Source organism: Ramlibacter pallidus, from assembly GCF_015070875.1.
Classification (GTDB): domain Bacteria; phylum Pseudomonadota; class Gammaproteobacteria; order Burkholderiales; family Burkholderiaceae_C; genus Ramlibacter; species Ramlibacter pallidus.
In genome coordinates, this window is record NZ_JADDIV010000002.1 from 834549 (window position 1) to 850445 (window position 15897).

Below are 15897 nucleotides of genomic sequence, written 5' to 3' on the forward strand. Positions count from 1 at the left end.
AAAATTTCAGCGCGCCCCGGCCGGGCATCTCCCCGCGCTGCACGTAACATCCACCGCCATGGAGCCCGCCCTCGCCAACCTCATCGCCCGCGTCCGCACCGCCGCGCAAGAGCGGCGGCCGCTGCGCATCCGCGGTGGCGGCAGCAAGGACTTTTACGGCGAGCGGCTCGAGGGTGAGCTGCTGGACACGCGCGAACTGCGCGGTGTCGTGAATTACGAACCCAGCGAGCTGGTGGTGACGGTGCGCGCCGGCACGCCGCTGGCGGAACTGGAGCAGGTGCTCGCCGGCGCCGGCCAGTCGCTGCCCTTCGAGCCCCCGCACTTCGGCCCCGGCGCCACGGTGGGCGGCATGGTCGCGGCGGGGCTCTCGGGCCCGGCCCGCGCCAGCGTCGGCGCGGTGCGCGACTACGTGCTGGGGCTGAACCTCGTCAACGGCCGCGGCGAGCACCTGGTGTTCGGCGGCCAGGTGATGAAGAACGTGGCCGGCTACGACGTCTCGCGCCTGATGGCCGGTGCGATGGGCACGCTGGGCCTGCTGACGGAACTCAGCCTGAAGGTGCTGCCGGTCCCGCCCGGCGAAGCGACGCTGCGCTTCGAGCTGTCGCAAGCGCAGGCGCTGGAGCGCCTGAACGCCTGGGGCGGCCAGCCGCTGCCGCTGAACGCGAGCCGCTGGAGCGCCGAGGGTGGCGCCGGCACCTTGTTCCTGCGCCTGCGCGGCGCGGTCGCCGCCGTCGACGCCGCCTGCCGCACGCTGGGCGGCGAGCGCGTGGATGCCGCGCAAGCCACGCCGGATTGGCTCGCCTGCCGCGAGCAGCGGCTGCCCTGGTTCACCACGCTGGAAGGTCGCGACCTCTGGCGCCTGTCCGTGCCCCAGACCGCGCCCGTGCTCGACCTGCCCGAAGCGCCCTGTGTCGAATGGCACGGCGCGCAGCGCTGGGTCCGCGTCACGCCGGAGCAGGGCGCGCAGGTGCGCGAAGCCGCGCTCGCCGTCGGCGGCCATGCGACCCTGTTCCGCACGTCGCGCGCGGATGCGACCCACCGGCTGACGCCGCTCGCGCCCGCGCTCGCCACGCTGCACGAGCGGCTCAAGCGGCAGTTCGACCCCGCCGGTATCTTCAACCGTGGCCGCCTCTACGCGCAGCTCTGATGCAGACCCACCTGTCCCCCGAATTCCAGGGCACGCCCGAAGGCACGGAGGCCGAAGCCATCCTGCGCAAGTGCGTGCACTGCGGCTTCTGCACGGCGACCTGCCCGACCTACCAGGTGCTCGGCGACGAGCTCGATGGCCCGCGCGGACGCATCTACCTGATCAAGCAGGTGCTGGAGGGCCACGAGCCCACGCGCAAGACGCAGCTGCACCTGGACCGCTGCCTGACCTGCCGCAACTGCGAGAGCACCTGCCCGAGCGGCGTCGACTACGGCCACCTGGTGGACATCGGCCGCGGCATCGTGGAGCGCAAGGTGGCGCGTGGCGCGCCGTCGCGGGCGCTGCGCTGGTCGCTCAAGGAGGGCCTGACCTCACCGCTGTTCGGCCCCGCGATGGCGGTCGGCAAGGCGGTGCGCGGGCTGCTCCCCGCGCGCCTGCGCGAGAAGGTCCCCGCCCGCCAGGACGCCGGCGCCTGGCCCACGCGCACGCATGCGCGCAAGGTGCTGATGCTGGCCGGCTGCGTGCAGCCTTCGATGATGCCCAACATCAACACCGCCACCGCGCGCGTGCTCGACGCCGCGGGCGTGCAGGTGGTCGTCGCGAAGGAGGCCGGCTGCTGCGGCGCGGTGCGCTTCCACCTGAACGACCAGGAGGGCGGCCGCGCGCAGATGCGCGCCAACATCGACGCCTGGTGGCCGCACGTCGAGCGCGGTGAAGTCGAGGCGATCGTGATGAACGCCTCGGGCTGCGGCGTGACCGTGCGCGAGTACGGACACTTCCTCAAGGAGGACGCGGCTTATGCCGGGAAGGCCGCGCGCATCTCGGCGCTGACGCGCGACCTGAGCGAGCTGCTGGTGGACCTGGTGCCCGTGCTGAAGGACAAGGTGCGGGCGCGGCCGGGCGTGTTCGCCTACCACCCGCCCTGCACGCTGCAGCACGGGCAGAAGCTGCGCGGCGGCGTCGAGCAGGGGATGCGCGCGCTCGGCTTCGACGTGCGGATCGCGCTGAACGAATCGCACCTGTGCTGCGGTTCGGCCGGCACCTACTCCGTGCTGCACCCGGACATCGCCCACACGCTGCGCGACCGCAAGCTCGGCCACCTGCAGGCGCTGGAGCCCGAGGCGATCCTCTCGGCCAACATCGGCTGCATCACGCACTTGCAAGGCGGCACCGGCAAGCCGGTGCGGCACTGGGTCGAGGTGCTGGACGCCGCGCTGCGGCCCCCTGCCTGACGGGCGCTACCATGCGCGCATGACGAGCAAGCCGCGCATCCTGGTGGTGGAGGACGAACCGGCGATCGCCGACACGATCGTCTATGCGCTGGCGAACGACGGCTTCGCGCCCGCGTGGTGCGCCACCGGCGCCGATGCGGTCCGCGCCTTCCAGCAGGAACGGCCGGCACTGGTGGTGCTGGACGTCGGCTTGCCGGACCTGAACGGCTTCCAGCTGTTCAAGGAGCTGCAGGCGCTGGAAGGCGGAAGCGAGGTGCCGATGCTGTTCCTCACCGCGCGCAGCGACGAGATCGACCGCGTCGTGGGCCTGGAGCTCGGTGCCGACGACTACGTGGCCAAGCCGTTCTCGCCGCGTGAGCTGGCCGCCCGCGTGCGGGCGATCCTGCGCCGCAGCACGCGCGCACCCGCCGGCACCGAGACGCCGGCCGTCCCCTTCGCGCTGGACGAGGAGCGCCACCGCATCCGCTACTACGGCGCGCTGCTGGAGCTCTCGCGCTACGAGTACGGCATCCTGCGCCTGCTGCTGCGCAAGCCGGGGCGCGTCTACACGCGCGAGGAACTGCTGGCCCAGGTGTGGGACGAGGCCAGCGACAGCTTCGACCGCACGGTGGACGCGCACATCAAGACGCTGCGCGCCAAGCTGAAGGCGGTGGCGCCGGAGGTGGAGCCGATCCGCACCGTGCGCGGCACGGGCTATGCGTTGCAGGAAGAACTGCCGCCGCGCGCATGAGCAAGCGCAGCCGCATCTTCATCGCGATCCTGCTGATCTACACGGCCGGCACGGCCTTCCTGCTGTACCGGGTGCTGGCCGACCTGGACCCGCGCTACCGCGAGTCGGCCGAGGAATCGCTGGTGGAGACCTCGCAGCTGCTCGCCAGCCTGGTGGAGCAGGACGTGCGGGACGGCGTCATCGACGCCGGCCGCCTCGGGCCCCTCTTCGCGTCCGTCTATGCCCGCCGCTTCGAGGCCCGCATCTTCAGCGTGACCAAGGACAAGGTGGAGCTGCGGCTGCTGGTGACGGACCGCAACGGCATCGTGGTGTTCGATTCGCTGAGCCGGGCGGTGGGCGCCGACCATTCCCGCTGGAACGAGGTGCTGCTGGCCCTGCGCGGGCAGTACGGCGCGCGCACGACGGCCGACGTGCCGGACCGGCTGAACACTTCCGTGATGTACGTGGGCGCGCCCGTGCGGTGGAACGGCACCATCGTCGGCGCCGTCTCGGTGGGCAAGCCGACCCAGAGCTTCGGCCGGTTCGTGGAGGAGGCGCGGCGCAAGACGCTGTACGTGGGCGTGCTGTCCGCCGTCGGCGTGGCACTGCTGGCCTTGCTGATGTCGATCTGGGTGGCGCGGCCCTTCGGGCTGCTCACCGACTTCCTGCGCTACGTGCGCTCCCAGCGGCGGCTGCAACCGGCGGCGCTGGCGCGCGAGGCGGTTCGCATCGTGCGCGAAGGTTTCGGCGAGATGCGCGACGCACTGGCGGGCCGCAACTACGTCGCCGACTACGTGCAGACGCTCACGCACGAACTCAAGAGCCCGCTGTCGGCGATCCGCGGCGCGGCCGAGCTGCTGCAGGACGGTGACATGCCGGCGCAGCAGCGGCAGAAGTTCCTGGGCAACATCAGCCGCGAGACCGGTCGCATCCAGGAAGTGGTGGACCGCATGATGGAGCTGACGCTGCTGGAGACGCGCCGTTCGCTGGCGCGCGTCGAAGCGGTGGCGCTCGGCCCGCTGCTCGACGAAGTGCTGGCCGCGGCCGCCGGTGCGGCGGCGCCGCGCCAGGTGCGCATCGTGCGCGAAGGCGAAGGCGACGCGCTGGCCGAAGGCGACCGCTTCCTGCTGCGCCTCGCACTCGGCAACCTGGTCGACAACGCGATCGACTTCTCGCCCGACGGCGGGGTGGTGCGGGTGCGGCTTGCCGTCGAGGGCGACGCGGCGCGCATCGACGTGCGCGACCAGGGCCCGGGCATCCCCTCGTATGCGCGCGACAAGGTGTTCGAGAAGTTCTACTCGCTGGCGCGGCCCGCGACGGGCAAGAAGAGCACGGGGCTCGGCCTGAGCTTCGTGCGCCACATCGCGAGCCTGCACCACGGCACGGTGGCCCTCGACAACGGCGCGGAAGGCGGCGCGCGCGCCGCCTTCACGCTGCCGCGCCTGGCCTCAGGCTGAAGCCGCCGCCGGCGGCGTGCGCGAGGACAGGGCGTACCAGTCGACGCGTCGGGTGCCCAGCATCAGCAGTCCCAGCAGGCCGAACAGCAGCAGCGAGCCGAGCAGCAGGGCGTTGTCCTCGGAGGAGAGCAGGCCGTACAGCGCGGCGTACAGGACGCCCACGTACACACCCAGGCCGAGGCCGCGCTTCCATCCGCGCAGCACGGCGCTGAAGTAGACCGTGAGCAGCAGCGTGCTGGCGCCGGCGGCGCTCGCGTAGGCCAGGCTGAAGGCGATCTTCTCCGACAGCGCCAGCAGCAGCAGGAAGAAGAGCGTGATCGAGAGGCCCACCAGCCCGTACTGCACCGGGTGCAGGCGCAGCCGCGCGAACAGTTCGAACATGAAGGCCGCCATCAGCACCAGCCCCACGAACAGCAGGCCGTACTTCACGGCGCGCTCCGTCATCGCATAGACGTTCAGCGGCTCGATCAGGCTGATGTCGAAGCTGTCCAGCGCCATGGCGGCGCTCGCCGGTGCGCCGCGTTCCGGCTTCGCGGCCTGCAGCAGCTGCGTGCGTGCGGAGCTCACCAGCGACGACACCGACCACTGGGCTTCGAAGCCCTTGTCGGTGACGCTCCGCCGCGAAGCCAGGAACTCGCCGCCAAAGCTGGGATGCGGCCAGTTGGAACTGAGCTGCGCGGTGTTCTCGTCGGCCAGCGGCACGATGGACAGGCGCTCCTGGCCGACCACCACCATCTGCACGTCGAAGGCCAGCGGCTGCCTGGCGTCGAAGGCCTTCTGCGCGCCCGCCGGCAAGGGCGCGTGGATGCCGCCGGCGAGCCAGCTGTCCTGCGGCAGGCCCGGCACGCGCGGCTGCCAGCGGCCGCCCTCGCCGGCGACGCGCAGCACCGGCGCGCCCTGCAGGCCGCGCAGGTCGCTCAGCGCCATGGCCAGCACCGGCGGCTGCGCCTCGAGCGTGGACGCCTTTTCCGTCCGCGGCAACGACGCCGGGTCGAACGCGGGGAAGCGTCCGGTCAGCGTGCCGTGCAGGTCGTAGAACAGGATGTTGAAGATGCCGAGATAACGCTCCTGGGCGTCGAGCTTGCCGCGCAGGTCGGCGCGTTCCGGGAACACGATGTGCGCGCGCTGCTTGCTGCGGGGGACGTGGGCCTTGGGTTGTCCCTTGTCGTCCAGCTGCTCCTCGACCCAGCGCTCGGTGTAGGGGATCACGAGGAACGGCCCGGCGAGCACCTGCGGCCCCGCATGCCGGACGGCCAGTTCCTGCGCGGCGTGCTGCCGGCTCTGGCCGCGTTCGTCGATGAGGCCGGCGATGCGCGCGAGCGGCAGGCCGGCAAAGAGGATCAGCAGCACCAGCACGACGACTTTCGTGAGGGCGGACTGGGCGAACAGCGTCTTCATGGTTCTCCTTCGTTCGTTCGGAGAGCCGATGCTCGGACGCGCCCGCGCGCGCCGGATGAAGCCTGCGTGAACGCGGGCTTCACGCAGGCTTCGCGCGCGCCAGCTGGCGCGTTCCGATCGCCCGCCGCCCGCTCAGCCGCGTCCCAGCGCGTCGCGGTAGCGCCGGCTGCACGGCACCGGGCTGCCGTCCTTCATCCGCAGCCGGGCGTCGCCGGCGTCGAGGGGCTCGATCTCGGCGACGTGGTCCAGGTTGACGGCGTAGCTGCGGTGCACCCGGGCGAACCGCGTCGGGTCGAGCTGGTCCAGGAATTCGGTCAGCGTCGAACGCAGCAGGTAATCGTGGCCGCGCACGTGCAGCCCGACGTAGTTGCCCTGCGCCTGCAGCCATTCGATGTCGTTCGCCGCGACGAGGAACTCCTTGCGCAGCTTCCGGACCAGGAAGCGTTCGGGCCGTGGCGCCGGGCCGGGGGGCGGGGACGGCGCTGCCCCGGCCGCCGGCTCGGGGGGATCCAGCAGCCGGGCTTCGCCCCGCACCCGCATCAGGAGCAGCCGGTACGACCAGACCGCGACCAGGACCAGGGCATAGGTCCGCACGTCCTTCAGGTATTCGTAGGCGAACACCCGGGCCAGGTCGCTGACCGGGTAGCTGTCGCCGATCGCCGCATGCACGGCCTTGCGCAGGGCGATCATCAGGACCACGTGGACGGCGCAGAACACCACCGTCGCGGCCAGGTGCCACGGCAGGTGGCGCCGCAGCGTGCCCCAATGCAAGGGGAACCGGCGCTCGAAGGCCACCACGGCCGGGATCAGCAGGCCGATCACCAGCGTGCTCGTCACCTCCCAGACCGCCGGGCGCCACAGGGGGAAGTCGGCGCCGCCCCGGCGCAGGTCGATCCAGGACGTGAAGGTGTTGAAGACCACCTCGGCCGCCAGGATGACCACCCAGAAGCCGATCTCCGCCTGGCGGCGCCAGGGCTGGTAGCGGACGAACCAGTCCGGGGACGTGCTGGACATGGCCGGAGTCTAAGTGGACGGTCCCTGCCCGCCGGAATTCGTCCCCGCGCGCCACCGTCCGTCCCACGGTGCCCGCGAACCGTCACGCCGCCGCCCGCGAGCCACGGCCCCGAAGCCAGACTGCGCCGCTTCGCGACTCCCGGAACCGCCATGCAACGCCGCCACGACATCGACGCCCTGCGCGCGCTCGCCTTCGCCCTGGTCATCCTGTACCACGTGGCCATGTACTACGTGGCCGGGTGGCACTGGCACTTGAAAAGCCCGGACGCCGCCACCTGGCTGCAGTGGCCGATGCGGGCGCTGAACCTGTGGAGGATGGACCTGGTGTTCCTCGTCTCCGGGCTGGCGTTCGGCTTCCTGCAGCGCGGCGGCACGGGCCGGCCGGGCCTGCTGCGGCAGCGTTCCTGGCGCCTGCTGCTGCCGCTCGCGTTCGGCATGCTGGTGGTGGTGCCGTTCCAGCCTTATGCCCAGGCGCTCGCCAACGGCAGCACCGGACCCGGCTTCGTCGACTTCCTGCGACGCTACTTCGGCGGCGGACCCTGGCCGCGCGGCGCCTTCGACGGATCCGACTTCGGCATCACCTGGAACCACCTCTGGTACCTGCCTTACCTCTGGCTCTACACCGCGGCGCTGCTGCTGGTGCTGCCCTGGCTGCGGCAGGGCGCGGGGGCGCGGCTGCACGCGGCCTTCCTGCGGCTGCGCGGCTGGCGGCTGGTGGCGTGGCCCCTCGCGCCGCTCGCCCTGTGGTCGCTGCTGCTGTGGCCGCACTTCCCGCCGACGCACGACCTGGTCGGCGACGCCTGGCTGCACGCCGTGTACTTCACGCTGTTCCTTTACGGCTGGTGGATCGGCGTGGACGCTGGCTGGTGGGCCGAGGTGCTGCGGCTGCGCTGGAACCTGCTCGCGCTGTCCGGCGCCGCCTTCGTCGCGTACCTCACGCTGCGCGCGCTGGCGTCAGGGCCGACGCTCGCCGCGCGGCTGGCGGCCGACCTGTACCTGTGGACGACGGTCCTGGCGCTGCTCGGGTGGGCGCACCGGCTGCTGAACCGCCCGTGGCGCTGGCTGCCGTGGGCGAACGAATCGGTGTACCCCTGGTACGTCCTGCACCAGACCGTGATCATCGTGCTGGTGTTCTGGCTCGCGCCGCTGCGCTGGCCGGCGGTGCTGGAAGCGCCCGTGGTGGTGGCGGGGACGATCCTCGGCTGCTGGGGGCTGACCGCGGTGATCCGCCGCAGCCGCTGGCTGCGGCCGCTGTTCGGGTTGCCCGCGGTCAGGCCGCCAGCGCCGCCTCGATGTCCTTCGCCAGCTTGGCCGGCGCCTCCTGCGGCGCATAGCGGCGGATCACCTGGCCGTCCTTGCCCACCAGGAACTTCGTGAAGTTCCACTTGATGGCCTTGGACCCCAGCAGGCCGGGCGCTTCGGCGGTCAGCCACCGGTACAGCGGGTGCGCCTCGGGCCCGTTCACGTTCGTCTTGGCCATCATCGGGAAGCTCACGCCGTAGTTCACCTGGCAGAAGCTGGCGATCTCGTCGTTGCTGCCGGGGTCCTGGCTGCCGAACTGGTTGCAGGGAAAGCCCAGGACCACCAGTCCGCGCGGGCCGTAGGTCTTGTGCAGTTCCTCCAGGCCGCCGAACTGCGGCGTGAAGCCGCAGGCGCTTGCCGTGTTGACGATCAGCAGCGGCTTGCCGCGGAACTGCGACAGGGCGACGGTCTGTCCGCCGATCTGCTGCGCCTCGAAGTCGTAGATGGTGGCCATGGGCCTATTCTGCGCCCGCCGTCCGGCGCGGCCAAGCGGACCAGGCCGCGGCGGCGAGGATCAGCGCGCCGCCGGCCAGGGTGCGCGCCGTGAGTTCCCCGGCACCGAGAGCGACGGCCGAGAGGCTCGCGAACACGACTTCGGACAGCATGACCAGCGCCGTCGTGTGCGCGGGCAGCCGGGAGGCGCCGTACTGGAGGGCCAGGTTGCCGCACAGGAAGCCGAGGGAGAGCAGGGCGGCGACCCCTCCCCAGGGCAACGTGAGCGCGGGCAGCGCGGGCACCGCTCCCTGGACGAGACCGACGGCCGCCACGCTGCCGGCGAGCGCGGCGCCCCCGCCGAACATCGCCAGCACGCGCGAAGGCGCCGGCACGGTGTTCAGCCGCAGCAGGAGCACGTTGGTCAGGGCGAAGCTGAAGCCGCCCGCGAGCGCGAGTCCATCGGCGAGCGTGCGGGGCCAGGGCAGGCCGGCGCCGGGCGTGTGCAGCACGGTCGCCACGCCGGCCAGCGCCAGCACCAGCCGGACCAGCGCGGCGGCGTCCGGCTTGTCGCGCAACACGAGCCAGGCGAGCAGCACCGACCAGGCGGGCATCAGGTAGAACAGGAGCACCACCCGGACCACGTCGCCGATGGTCACCGCCCAATTGAAGCCGACGTTGGTCATTCCGGAGGCGAGCGCCAGCAGCCACAGCAGCCGGTGGTCCCGGAAGGCGGCCAGCGCCCGCGGCCGGAAGGCCAGGAAGATCGCGAAGGAAACGAGGTAGACCAGCGCGGTGGACCAGAGCGGGTGCACGCCGTGGTCCTGCAGCAGGCGGAAGGGCCACCAGGACAGGCCCCAGACGAACGCGTTCAGGACCAGCGCGGCGACGGGCGCCGCGCGGGCCCCGCCGGTGTCAGCCATGCACGTTGTCGTGCCGGGCGATCTCCAGCAGGTGGTCGACTTCGTCCTTGTGCTTCACCAGGTTGCGCTTGTGCCAGCGCTGGATGATCCACATCACCCCGGCCACCACCACGCCGAAGGCGGTGATCGCGCCGAAGGCCGACATGCCGAGTCCGGCGGACAGGCTGTAGAACGCGCCCAGGCCGAGGATGCAGGCCTGCTCGTTGAAGTTCTGCACGGCGATCGAGCGGCCGGCGCCCATCAGGTTGTGGCCGCGGTGCTGCAGTAGGGCGTTCATGGGGACGACGAGATAGCCCACCAGCCCGCCCATCAGGATCAGGAAGGGGATCGCCACCCAGACGTTGTCGATGAAGTTCATGGCGATGATCAGGAGCCCGGAGGCGATGCCGAGCGGGATCACGCCGGTCGCGCGGTCCAGCCGGGTGCGCATCGATGCGACGACGGCCCCGACCGCCGTGCCCAGCGCCACGACACCGCTCAGCGCGGAAGCCTGGGTCGTGCTGTAGCCGAGCGCCGCGGCACTCCACGCCAGCATGATGTAGCGGAGGTTGCCCGTGACGCCCCAGATGAGGGTGGTCGTCGCCAGCGAGATCTGCCCCAGCTTGTCCTGCCAGAGGCGGTTGTTGCAGCTCCAGAAGTCCGGCACCAGTTCCAGCGGGTTCTTGGGGATCGGCCGCATCTCCACCCCGGTGTGCGGGATGCGCGTGTTGAACCACGCCGCCAGCATGTAGAGGAAGATCAGGATGAAGATGGCCGCCTCGGGCGCCGTGTCCATGCCGGTGTCGATCACCGGGAAGTCCAGGGCGAGCAGCTTGGACGACACCGCCAGTCCCACGAGCTGGCCGCCCATCAGGATGCCGAGGATGATCGACGCGATCGTGAGGCCCTCGATCCAGCCGTTGGCCTTGACCAGCTGCGAAGGCGGCAGGAGCTCGGTGAGGATGCCGTACTTGGCCGGCGAATAGGCGGCCGCGCCGAGGCCCACGATGGCATAGGCGAGCAGGGGATGCAGGCCGAACAGCATCGCCAGGCAGCCCACCACCTTGATGGCGTTGCTGACGAACATGACCTGGCCCTTGGGCCGCGAATCGGCGAACGCCCCCACGAAAGGCGCCAGCACGACGTAGAAGAGTGCGAACATCGGCACCAGTGCAGCGGCCTGCCACCCGGGCGCCCGGGAGGTCCTGAGCAATTCGACGGCGGCAATGAACAGCGCGTTGTCGGCGAGCGACGAGAAGAACTGCGCCGCCATGATGGTGTAGAAACCGCGCTTCATCCGGTGCTTATGGGTGGACGGGCCAGGCGCGCCAACGCCCGTCGGGATTCTGCTGTCTCCAAGCGACACGGGGTTATATCACGCTGGGTAATGACAGAATGGGCGCGAAGAGCCATCTGCCATGCCGCGCCCCATCCTCGCCACCGTCCATCCCCTGGCCCTGCGCCACAACCTCGCCCGCATGCGCCAGGCCGCGCCGGACGCGCGCGTCTGGGCCGTCGTCAAGGCCAACGCCTATGGCCACGGCATCGAGCGCGCGTTCGACGGGCTGCGCGGCGCCGACGGCTTCGCGTTGCTGGACCTGCAGGAAGCCGAGCGCGTGCGCGCCCTCGGCTGGCGCGGGCCGATCCTGCTGCTGGAAGGCGTGTTCGAGGCGCGCGACCTGGAGCTGTGCTCGCGCCTGGGCCTTTGGCACACCGTCCATTGCGACGAGCAGATCGACTGGCTGGCGGCCCACAAGACGCAGGTGCCGCACCGCGTGTTCCTCAAGCTGAACTCCGGCATGAACCGCCTGGGCTTCACGCCCCAGCGCTTCCGCGCCGCCTGGGCCCGCCTCGACGCGCTGCCGCAGGTCGAGGAGATCTCGCTGATGACGCACTTCAGCGACGCCGACGGCGCCCGGGGCATCGCGCACCAGGTGCGGGCCTTCGAAGACGCCACGCGCGACCTGTCCGGCGAACGCTCCCTCTCGAACAGCGCCGCCTCCCTGCGGCACGCGCAGGACGCGCGCGTGCGCGGCGACTGGATCCGCCCCGGCATCGCGGTGTACGGCAGCGCGCCGGACTTCCCCGAGCACACCAGCGCCCACTGGGACCTGCAGCCGACAATGACGCTGTCCACGCGCGTCCTGGCCGTGCAGGAGCTGCAGGCCGGCGACACCGTGGGCTATGGCTCCAGCTTCACCGCGGACGCGCCGCTGCGCATCGGCGTCGTGGCCTGCGGCTACGCCGACGGCTATCCGCGCCACTGCACCACCGGAACGCCGGTGCTGGTGGACGGCGTGCGCACCCGGCTGGTGGGACGCGTCAGCATGGACATGCTCTCGGTCGACCTCACGCCGGTGCCCCAGGCGGGCTTCGGCAGCGAGGTCACGCTCTGGGGCCGCGCGGCGAGCGGCGCGGTGCTGCCCATCGACGAGGTCGCCGCGAGCGCCGGCACCCTCAGCTACGAGCTGATGTGCGCCGTCGCGCCGCGGGTGCCGTTCTCGGTGGAGGCGTAGCGGCCGCGATGCGCCGGCGCGGACCGGACCTGAGCAACTGGCGCTCGGTGCGGCGCTGGGAGAGCGCGACCCGCCAGCACCTGCGGCACCGGCATCCGCTGCGGCTGCACGGCGTGCTGATCGGCCTGCTGGTGTCCTTCCTGATGTGGGCCGCCGCGCACCTGCAGATGGTGCTCGGCTCGGATTCGCTGGCGCTGCGCTACTTGGTGACGATCGGCGTGGGCTATCTCGGCTTCCTGCTCCTCCTGCGCTGGTGGGCGCGCTCGCTGCTGCGCGACGAGGATCCGCTGCCCGCGGATGCGGCGCTCGACCTTCCGGACGTGCCGGGGAACTGGCGGCTGGGCGACGCCGTGCGTGCACCAGAGGCGGGCTGGAAGTCCGGGGGCGGCGGCGATTTCGGCGGCGGCGGCGCCGAGGCCAGCTTCGCGGACGCGGCGGAAGGAAGCTCCGCCCTCGGCGAGGTGGCCAGCGGCGCGCTGGAGGCGGCGGGCAGCGCGGACGAGGGCGCCGTGGTGATCCCCGTGGCGGTGGTCTTCCTCGTCGCCTTCCTCGTGATCGCGGGCGCCGGTTCGCTGGTGCTGCTGTACTTCGGCTCCGAGGTGTTGCTGGCCGTGGCGCTGGAGCTCGCCTTCGGCTACGCCTCGGCGCGCACGGCGGTCAGGGTGGCCCGCCAGGGCTGGCTGGCCGCCGCCGTGCGGCTCACCTGGAAGCCTTTGCTGGGCACGGTCGTGGCCGCCGTGCTGCTGGGTGCGGCGCTGGACTTGTGGGTGCCGCAGGCGCGATCGCTGCCGCATGCGGTGCAGGTGCTGCGCGCGGGCCGCTAGCCGGCCTCAGTACAGGTACACCGCGCCCGCGCTGTGGACCGTCTGGTTCGCCGGGTCGCCCTGCACGCCGGGCGATCCACCGGCTTCATAGATGGCGCCCACGGCCACCGTCCGTCCGTCACCGGACACCGCCACCGAGGTGCCGAACTGGAATTCGTCGCCGTTGTTGTTCGATGCCTTGAGGTAGGCCTGCTGCGTCCAGTTGCCGCCCGAACGGCGGAAGACATACGCGGCGCCCGTGGTGTCGGTGGGGTCGTCGTCGTTGAAGCTGGTCCCGGCGAAGATCCCGGACAGCACCCCCGCGCGCCAGTGGGCGCCGACGATCACCGTGTTGCCGTCGCCCGAGACCGCCACCTGGTTGCCGAAGTGGTCCCCGGGCGCCGTGTTGGAGGCCTTGATGAAGGCCTGCTGCGACCAGGCGCCGGCGGTGCTGGTGAACACGTACACGGCGCCTGACTGGTGGGCGCCGGAGGAGAGCGGCGTCCCGGGCGCGAACACGCCCTTCAGGTCGCTGCTTTCGTTGTGCGCGCCGGCGATGAGCGTCGTGCCGTCGTCGGAGAGCGCGACGGCGCTGCCCAGCGCCTGGATCGTGGCGACCGCGTGGCCCTTGATGTAGGCCTGCTGCGACCAGGTGCCGCCGGCCCGGTTGAACAGGTACACCGCTCCCGCATCCAGCGTGAGGTTGTTGTCCGCGAAGGCGGTGGTGTGCACGCCGGTCAGGTTGCTGTCCTCGTTCGGCGCGCCCACGGCGAGGACGTCGCCGTTGGCGGAGAGGGCGAGGCTGGTGCCCACGAAGTCGTTCTCGCCCGCGTTGGAGGCCTTCGCGTAGGCCTGCTGCGTCCAGGTGCCGCTGGCGCGCGTGAACAGGTAGATGGCACCCGACCCGGGCCGCAGGTTGTTGTCGGCGACCGGACCGTGCACGACGCCGGTGACGTCGCTGTCTTCCCCGGGCGCGCTGACCGCCAGCGTGTTCCCGTCGGCGGAGAGCGCCACCGCGCTGCCGAATTGGTCCAGCGTCTCGGGATTGGACGCCTTGATGTAGGCCTGCTGCGTCCAGGTGCCGGCGGAGCGGCTGAAGACGTAGGCGGCGCCGGCCATGTTCGCGCTGTTGTCGTGCGCGGGCTGGGTGGCGTGGACGCCCGCTTGCGCGCTGGATTCGACGCGCGACCCGACCACGATGGTGTTGCCGTCCGCCGAGATCGCGAGCGCGTCGCCGAAATGGTCGCTGCTGTCCGCGTTGGCCGCCTTCAGGAAGGCCTGCTGCACCCAGCCTGCATCGCCGAGGCTGAAGACGTAGACGGCGCCCGAATACGGCCGCAGGTCGTTGTCGGTGAAGTCGCCCTGCAGCACGCCCCGGTGGTCGCTGGCCTCGTTGCGCGCGCTCACCGCCAGGGTCCTGCCGTCCGCGGACAGCACGACGTTGGTGCCGAACTCGTCGCTGCCCACGTTGGACGCCTTGAAGTAGCCGATGGCCTTGTTGATCTCGGGCAGGACCACGGGCGAGTAGCCGCCGCAAGCCTGCGCGTTGCAGGCCTGCACCGCGTAGCGCGCGTTCACGCGCTCGTGCAGCGGTCCGAGGTCGATGCTGAGGCTGGTGCCCGTGAGGCCGCTGGCGACTTCCACGAAGCCGGAGTTGCCAGCCGCATCCTCAAACAGCTTGTAGCTGGTGGCACCCTCCGACGGCGACCAGGTGAAGCTGAAGGTGCGCACGCCGTAGCCCATGGTGAGGCTCGCGGGCGCGGCGGGCCCCCGTGCGCCCGGCGGAGGATTGCCGCCCGAAGGCAGGGCGTCGTCGTTGCCGCCGCAGGCGGAAAGGACCAGGGCCGCCGCGGCGAGGGCCAGGGCGGATGCCGCGCGGCGCGAGGGAAGCAGGGTCGGCAGGTTCATGGGCTGGGCACCGGGTGGGTCGTGGGCACATCCCCGGCCTCGGCCGGGACGACGCGATGCGCGCCCGGCGGGCGCAGCAAGTGCCGGGACATGATCCGCCGCACCGCCGACCCGCGTAAGTGACCCCGGTCACGTGCCGCGGGTCACCGTGCGCAGGGCTACGGTTCGCGGGGCGTGGCCCCTGGCGTGAGTTCGGTGCCCGACTGCCGCTCCACCCACCGCACCAGCTCGCTGACGCTCGCCCCAGGCCCGGCCGCGTGGTCCGCCATGCGCCACAGCTGTTCGCCCAGGCCCCACAACGGCGCCGGCGAGCCGGTCTCGCGCGCGAGCGCCATGGCGATGCCCATGTCCTTGAGCATCAGTTCCAGCTTGAACGGGTCGTCGAAGGCGCGGTTGAACACGCGCTGGTTGAAGTGCGTCTGCGTGATCCACGAGCCGCCCGTGGAGGCGTTCAGCACGTCGACCATGGCCTGCGGGTCCAGCCCGTAGCGCTTGCCCGCCACCAGGCCTTCGGCCGTGTTCGCCAGGGTGACCGCCGTGATGCAGTTGTTGATGCACTTCATCGCGTGGCCGGCACCCAGTCCGCCCAGGTGGAACACGGCGCGTCCCATCACGTCCAGCAGCGGGCGCACGCGCGCGAGATCTTCGGCGGCACCGCCCACCATGAACACGAGTTGCGCATCGACGGCGCCCCACTGCGCGCCGGAGACCGGCGCGTCGACCATGCGGCCGCCGCGCCCGGCGATGGCGGCCCCGGTCCGTTCCGTGAGCCAGGGTTCGCACGACGAGGTGTCCAGCAGGATGGAACCCGCGCGCCAGCCCTGCACCAGGCCGTCGTCGTCCAGCGCGACCTGCTGCACCACCTGCCCGTTGGGCAGCATCGTGATCACCACCTCGCTGGCGGCCGCCACCTCGCGCGGCGTCGCGGCCACGCGGGAGGGCGCACCGAGCGTCGCCGCCAGCCGCTGCGCTGCGTCGACGTCGCGGTCCAGCAGCGTCAGCCGGTGGCCGGCCTTCGCGAGGTGCGTGGCCATGGGCGCGCCCATGACGCCGAGACCGATGAAGCCGATGTCCATG

The 15897-nt window shown here is 71.6% G+C and carries 14 protein-coding genes; 7 read left to right on the top strand and 7 right to left on the bottom strand.

The features are described from left to right. The first annotated feature begins 58 nt into the window (after positions 1-58). The 4 genes from glcE to creC are packed head-to-tail and all read left to right on the top strand — an operon-like array spanning position 59 to position 4545. Complete coding sequence (gene glcE / locus IM787_RS08930; RefSeq protein ID WP_193676271.1) at positions 59-1147, top strand: glycolate oxidase subunit GlcE; 1089 nt, start codon at positions 59-61, stop codon at positions 1145-1147. Further along, positions 1147-2379, top strand: coding sequence for a glycolate oxidase subunit GlcF (gene glcF / locus IM787_RS08935; protein WP_193676272.1), 1233 nt, complete (start codon positions 1147-1149; stop codon positions 2377-2379). Before glcE ends, glcF begins: the two co-directional genes overlap by 1 nt. A gap of 19 nt (positions 2380-2398) precedes the next feature. Beyond that, complete coding sequence (gene creB / locus IM787_RS08940) at positions 2399-3109, top strand: two-component system response regulator CreB (RefSeq protein WP_193676273.1); 711 nt, start codon at positions 2399-2401, stop codon at positions 3107-3109. Then, positions 3106-4545, top strand: a complete 1440-nt coding sequence (gene creC, locus IM787_RS08945) for a two-component system sensor histidine kinase CreC (RefSeq protein ID WP_193676274.1) — start codon at positions 3106-3108, stop codon at positions 4543-4545. The genes creB and creC overlap by 4 nt, the downstream gene beginning before the upstream one ends. On the opposite strand, the gene creD is transcribed toward creC, so the two are convergent. Both creD and IM787_RS08955 read right to left on the bottom strand, forming a co-directional pair. Next, positions 4537-5943, bottom strand: coding sequence for a cell envelope integrity protein CreD (creD, locus tag IM787_RS08950; RefSeq protein ID WP_193676275.1), 1407 nt, complete (start codon positions 5941-5943; stop codon positions 4537-4539). The two genes, creC and creD, sit on opposite strands and share 9 nt — an antisense overlap. A 132-nt stretch (positions 5944-6075) precedes the next feature. Then, the gene (locus IM787_RS08955; protein WP_193676276.1) at positions 6076-6957 is read right to left on the bottom strand and encodes a LytTR family DNA-binding domain-containing protein; all 882 of its coding nucleotides are present in this window, start codon (positions 6955-6957) and stop codon (positions 6076-6078) included. Positions 6958-7107: 150 nt separating this feature from the next. Here IM787_RS08955 and IM787_RS08960 point away from each other — a divergent pair, with 150 nt between their 5' ends. Beyond that, on the top strand, positions 7108-8334 hold the full coding sequence (locus tag IM787_RS08960) for an acyltransferase family protein (RefSeq protein WP_193676277.1): 1227 nt from the start codon (positions 7108-7110) through the stop codon (positions 8332-8334). Here IM787_RS08960 and IM787_RS08965 read toward each other — a convergent pair. From IM787_RS08965 to lplT, 3 genes are read right to left on the bottom strand one after another with little or no spacing between them, the layout of a single operon-like run. Further along, positions 8228-8713, bottom strand: a complete 486-nt coding sequence (locus IM787_RS08965; protein WP_193676278.1) for a glutathione peroxidase — start codon at positions 8711-8713, stop codon at positions 8228-8230. The two genes, IM787_RS08960 and IM787_RS08965, sit on opposite strands and share 107 nt — an antisense overlap. A gap of 4 nt (positions 8714-8717) precedes the next feature. Next, the gene (locus IM787_RS08970) at positions 8718-9614 is read right to left on the bottom strand and encodes a DMT family transporter (RefSeq protein WP_193676279.1); all 897 of its coding nucleotides are present in this window, start codon (positions 9612-9614) and stop codon (positions 8718-8720) included. Continuing rightward, positions 9607-10890, bottom strand: coding sequence for a lysophospholipid transporter LplT (lplT, locus tag IM787_RS08975; protein WP_193676280.1), 1284 nt, complete (start codon positions 10888-10890; stop codon positions 9607-9609). Before lplT ends, IM787_RS08970 begins: the two co-directional genes overlap by 8 nt. A gap of 121 nt (positions 10891-11011) precedes the next feature. Here lplT and alr point away from each other — a divergent pair, with 121 nt between their 5' ends. After that, the gene (alr, locus tag IM787_RS08980; RefSeq protein ID WP_193676281.1) at positions 11012-12109 is read left to right on the top strand and encodes an alanine racemase; all 1098 of its coding nucleotides are present in this window, start codon (positions 11012-11014) and stop codon (positions 12107-12109) included. A gap of 8 nt (positions 12110-12117) precedes the next feature. Next, positions 12118-12933 carry a hypothetical protein gene (locus IM787_RS08985; RefSeq protein WP_193676282.1) on the top strand — a complete coding sequence of 272 codons (816 nt, stop codon included), beginning with the start codon at positions 12118-12120 and terminating at the stop codon, positions 12931-12933. A 6-nt stretch (positions 12934-12939) separates the two neighbouring features. On the opposite strand, the gene IM787_RS08990 is transcribed toward IM787_RS08985, so the two are convergent. Beyond that, positions 12940-14820, bottom strand: a complete 1881-nt coding sequence (locus IM787_RS08990) for an integrin (RefSeq protein WP_193676283.1) — start codon at positions 14818-14820, stop codon at positions 12940-12942. Positions 14821-14978: 158 nt separating this feature from the next. Continuing rightward, on the bottom strand, positions 14979-15896 hold the full coding sequence (locus IM787_RS08995) for an NAD(P)-dependent oxidoreductase (protein ID WP_193676284.1): 918 nt from the start codon (positions 15894-15896) through the stop codon (positions 14979-14981). Position 15897 lies beyond the last annotated feature (1 nt).